The 4,484-nt window shown below is 40.0% G+C and carries 4 protein-coding genes; all 4 read right to left on the bottom strand.

The features are described from left to right. Positions 1 to 123: 123 nt before the first annotated feature. Positions 124 to 1,077, bottom strand: a complete 954-nt coding sequence (locus tag QAI40_RS16860) for a HEPN domain-containing protein (protein ID WP_304511902.1) — start codon at positions 1,075 to 1,077, stop codon at positions 124 to 126. A gap of 531 nt (positions 1,078 to 1,608) precedes the next feature. Beyond that, complete coding sequence (locus tag QAI40_RS16855) at positions 1,609 to 1,836, bottom strand: hypothetical protein (protein ID WP_304511901.1); 228 nt, start codon at positions 1,834 to 1,836, stop codon at positions 1,609 to 1,611. Positions 1,837 to 1,920: 84 nt separating this feature from the next. Next, positions 1,921 to 3,000: a uroporphyrinogen decarboxylase family protein gene (locus QAI40_RS16850; protein WP_304511900.1), complete on the bottom strand. Its 1,080-nt coding sequence runs from the start codon at positions 2,998 to 3,000 to the stop codon at positions 1,921 to 1,923. A 322-nt stretch (positions 3,001 to 3,322) separates the two neighbouring features. Then, complete coding sequence (locus QAI40_RS16845) at positions 3,323 to 3,775, bottom strand: adenylyltransferase/cytidyltransferase family protein (RefSeq protein ID WP_304511899.1); 453 nt, start codon at positions 3,773 to 3,775, stop codon at positions 3,323 to 3,325. Positions 3,776 to 4,484 lie beyond the last annotated feature (709 nt).

Genomic DNA, 4,484 nt, shown 5'->3' with positions numbered 1-4,484 from the left:
CAGTGGGTGAAAATTCATTACCCGGCCTCGGCCCGGTAATCTTGGTGAAACGCCCTGTGCGGACCCGCATGCAGGGTGTTGTGGGGGCTGGGGGATTAAAACCCCCGGCTACCCGATTAGATATCATTCTATCTCCTCAAGGAAATGCTTTGTTAATAAGTCAGAAACGAGTACTTCCAACGTGCCTACTACACTTCCTATCTCTTTAAAGGTAGGGTACGGAATGTTTCCATGAACCAAGTCGCTTCTTAGCTGATAGCATTTAGAAAAGAATTTTTCTGGGCTCATGCCATTGTATTTTTGTTCAGTTGGTATGCGGCTTGACACGAGACGCTTTCCAGCCTGGTTAATCGATTCTTTTCTTAGCCAATTAAGGCTGCCAACAATTGAGTCTTTCTCATTCTTTTCTATCTCGCTATATTTTGTTTGTTTTATTAGGTTGTCAACGAATAAAACTGCATCTGGGGAACGTTCAATTGGCTCAATGAGTGCTTCAATAGCCATAACTAACAAAACGAACCTACTATCAGACGTTGGGTGGAAGAAAGAAGCATTAAACAGAGTGAAAGCAACTAAATCACGTTCGCGTAATACAGGTTCTTTTTGAATCAACTTTGTGAATATTTCTACAAATGAGTCACAATTTGCTCCGTGAGCAAACTGACCACTTACTGATACAAATTTAGGCTTTGGATAGGTTTTATACACCATTAGCCCATGAGTATTATCAAGTAAGCGTACTCGTACTCCAGTCTTTTTTTCAGCCCACTTAAGGCCATACTTAGTCATAACACTTTTAGCAGCTCTATGACCATAATCCGCACCAATTCTTACCTTAGCTAGGGCCACCATTAAAGCTCTTTGAATTTTTACGCCTTCTGAGTTTGCTTCTTCCTCAGAAGGATAACCAGACCCAATTAAAGAAAATTGATCAGACTCTTTAATTGGCAACCCATTTTCAGATCGCAATGAAATTGCGTAATTCTCGTTTTCAGAAGGAATGGCTATTTCACTTTCTTCTGTTTGTATTGTGTTAGTAAGAGAGCTATTGATCCTAATTCTGAACGAATATGTCAATTGATACTCCTTTATTAAATCCAACAAGGAATTCACCATTTTTTTTCTGTTGAACATACAAAAAAAATAACAAACAGGATAACACCCAAATTGCTATCAGAGAGACATGGGAATTACAACAAGCTTTTTTAAGAAATTGTTATTTTCTAACAGTATAAACCCAAAAAATCATGATAAACAGAATTCCGTTTATCTCCGGCCTATAAAAATCAACTTTACAAAGAAATAAGCATAATCAAATTTGAAGGTAACTATTCAACTTATTTGGAGAATATCAGTATTAGAAATTGTATGACCCCATTCAACTTTATACATACTTAAGCTAATTTTTTTCGACCCTGTGAACCGAGGGTTCTTGGCAACCAGGTCCATTCAATTTGCTATATTATAAAAATTAGTACTGGGAAATGGTCCGGGATGACGCCATTGGCTCATATAATTGAATTAAAAACTCAAGACTGGAAAAGCCCTATAGACCATATGTGGGGGTGCCCAAATTTTGTCTGGACTGAGCCCTATGAATACTATGTGTCACCAGTTATCTCCCCTGGAATCGGGAATCAGGGCATTACCATACATCATGGCTTTGATTTCATCTCTGATATCATCTGCCTTTGATTCAAATTTATGACAGACAGAATCATCAATACAGGAATTCATAGCCTGTCTGAAATTATTCTGGGTCTGTTCCAAGGCACCCAGATAATCTTCAATCAATAATTCAATTCTGATTTGTTTTTTAAACAAAAGATTAAGCATTACTTTTACATACCTTTTTTACGACGAAAACCGGATAGACCAATGGATAGACTAATGGAAAAACCGATTGAACGTTTTACAGGTTTACTTCACCTCTTCCTCATACCAGCCGTATTCATTAACAGCTGATACGGCTGCCGCAATATTCTCGGGTGGTGTTGAAAAATTCAGGTTACACAGATAGAGCACCAGTTTCCGGTTCTGACCGCCAACCCTGACATACTCTTTTACCCGCTCTTCAATCTCACCCGGTGTTCCGTTGGCAAGAAGGGTCTGATCCACACCAAGGATGACCGGACAGTTTTGCTTTTTCGCATATGCCATGACCTTATCAGGTCCGATTTTGAAAAGATCCGGGTCCTGAACTTCAAGAACCTTATTGCCTACCTTCATCTTCATGTCCCAAAAAGCATCCAGATCTTTGGAAAATGAATCCCCCCACCAGTTGCGGACCACCACCCGGTCTCCACATAATTCTCTGAGCCGCAGGATATAGGGAACACTGAAATTTTCCAGCATCTCCTGGGTCAAAAAAGGAAGAGATGACAGAGCATCAGCTCCGTCTGCAGCAGGACAATCTTCAAACCGGTTAAAAACGGCATTAATATACGGGGCTATCACTTCTTCTGTGATCACGGTCAACACCTTGTGGACAAAATCAGGATTTGTATACGCCGCCATAACGATTTTTTCATAACCGATCAACAGAGTTGCAAGGCTCATTGGAGAACAAAAACTGTGGGGACTTGCCACACCGGTCAGTTTCCTGAAAATTTCCATGCAGTCCATGGCAAAGCCGTAACGCCCGGATGCCTCCGGATCCGGTATTTTTAAAGCAGCCAGATCTTTTTCATTTTCAATGATCGGGGTCTGGTCCAAGGCAGGAGATGCATTGTCTTCGAAAAAGACTTTTACCCCAAGAGCTTCGGCCTCAAGATTATATGCATCCCATACGATATCCGGGATATCCAGACTGATATTTTTTGAAGTATTTAATATGCCTTTTACAAAAATTTCAGGATTCTGATAGAATTTTTTCCCAGATTCTCCACTCTGCCGCAGGGCGAACTCATGGAGCTGGGCAAAGACAGGAGGACGATCTCCTTTTCCGGACCAGGCATTTGCCAGCCGTTCAAAACCCTGGTGAAAGTTATACTCAGTCATTAGAAACATTTATCCTTATATAATTAAAAATTAAGCTATCATCTACCGGCAAGTCGGCCTCAATTACAAAATCAGTTTAAAAATCCTTCAAAGATCAACCGGAAATCAGGTTCGGAAGAAGCGTTACTATATAGTCCACCCTGAAAGGGTAGGATCTGGCATCAAGTAGTCAATATATCAATCAGAAGCTCAATCCGCATTTCTTGTGCCATTTTGGAAATAGAATTAATTGGATTCTCAAAGAATATATCGAACGCTTCAGGGCTTTCTATTTGAGGCCCAAAGATATCAACGAAGTCATCATAGCTAAGGCCTGTTTCCATTAACATTTTTCGAGATTTGAGGACTGTGTTAATAATGAACTTGAAAAATCAGAATCCATGGTACGCTGTATGATGTTGATTCGACGATTGTACTCCAACAACATGCTGCTACTGATCGCAGGGGTCCTGGGCAATATAATCAGCCTGTCCTCACTGATAGTATTGGAATTGTCGTCCCCATGTACAAGAAATTGGACCCCGTGTTTATCAAGCACAGCTTCGGTGATAATGTAGGGCACCGAAACGACCTCTGTCACATACCTGATTGATTCCATTATCTCTTTTCTGAATCCCCATGTCAGAAGAGGTGTGTGCCCTTTATATTTCTTAATGTCTTGGTCGGTTGAAAGCCCAACCACTACCTCTCCATATTTTGCGGCTTTCCTGAGAAGTCTTATATGTCCATGATGCAGCAAAGTGACTGACATATCGACCATTACACGTATGTTCATTATTTAACTCCTTGTATCTTATTTAATTATTAATAATAAATTAACAATTCGGTCTATTCAAAATCCGTGAATCTGATCAGCTATGCAGTCGCGAACTTGTTCCTTCACCGTTATTAACGCAACACTGTACCCCCAGAGTGCTTCTTAAATGATCTCTCAGAATATGCGAGCTTAAGAATGTTACTGCCCGAACTTTAAGGCTCAAATAGATCCAGAGGAAATATGTACTGTGAAAGTTAAGACGTCTTCCGATTTGATACGAAAGTTTTTATGCTCTTTCCCGTTGTTAAGAAATGGAGCTATGGGAATAAATATTGCTTTGCGCCTTCAATCTTTTCCCCCATATTGCCTTCCGTTTTTGATAAGTCTTTTTCTTATTCAAAAAATATTGACGATCTATAATTCTAATGGATTTGAAAAAACCTCACCCACACAAAAGCAGCGAACAAATCTGTCGATTTTCGTTATATCGAGATTCAAGTGCCGAGAACATTGTTCCGGGCTTTTGCTTCAGATTTCAGTATCTATACCACCAAGAAGTATTTTGTGTCAAACAAGTTCAGGATGGTCTGGATATTTGCCATAAGGTGAGAGCAAATCATAACAACCCTGTGGATGACATGAGTTATTGCAGCGTCGTTTAAATAAAAGTGGTGAGATATGAGTTGTGAGTTGGAGATATAAAATAAGGAGGCTGCTATTTTCAGAA

Source organism: Desulfobacula sp., assembly GCF_030611305.1.
Lineage (GTDB): Bacteria > Desulfobacterota > Desulfobacteria > Desulfobacterales > Desulfobacteraceae > Desulfobacula.
The sequence above is the reverse complement of the archived record's forward strand: the minus strand, read 5'-3'. Positions and strand labels throughout refer to the sequence as shown.

Coding starts and splice junctions, on each gene's coding strand:
- QAI40_RS16850 (WP_304511900.1), bottom strand. CDS start 3,000: ATGACTGAGTATAACTTTCACCAGGGTTTTGAACGGCTGGCAAATGCC.
- QAI40_RS16845 (WP_304511899.1), bottom strand. CDS start 3,775: ATGAACATACGTGTAATGGTCGATATGTCAGTCACTTTGCTGCATCAT.
- QAI40_RS16855 (WP_304511901.1), bottom strand. CDS start 1,836: ATGCTTAATCTTTTGTTTAAAAAACAAATCAGAATTGAATTATTGATT.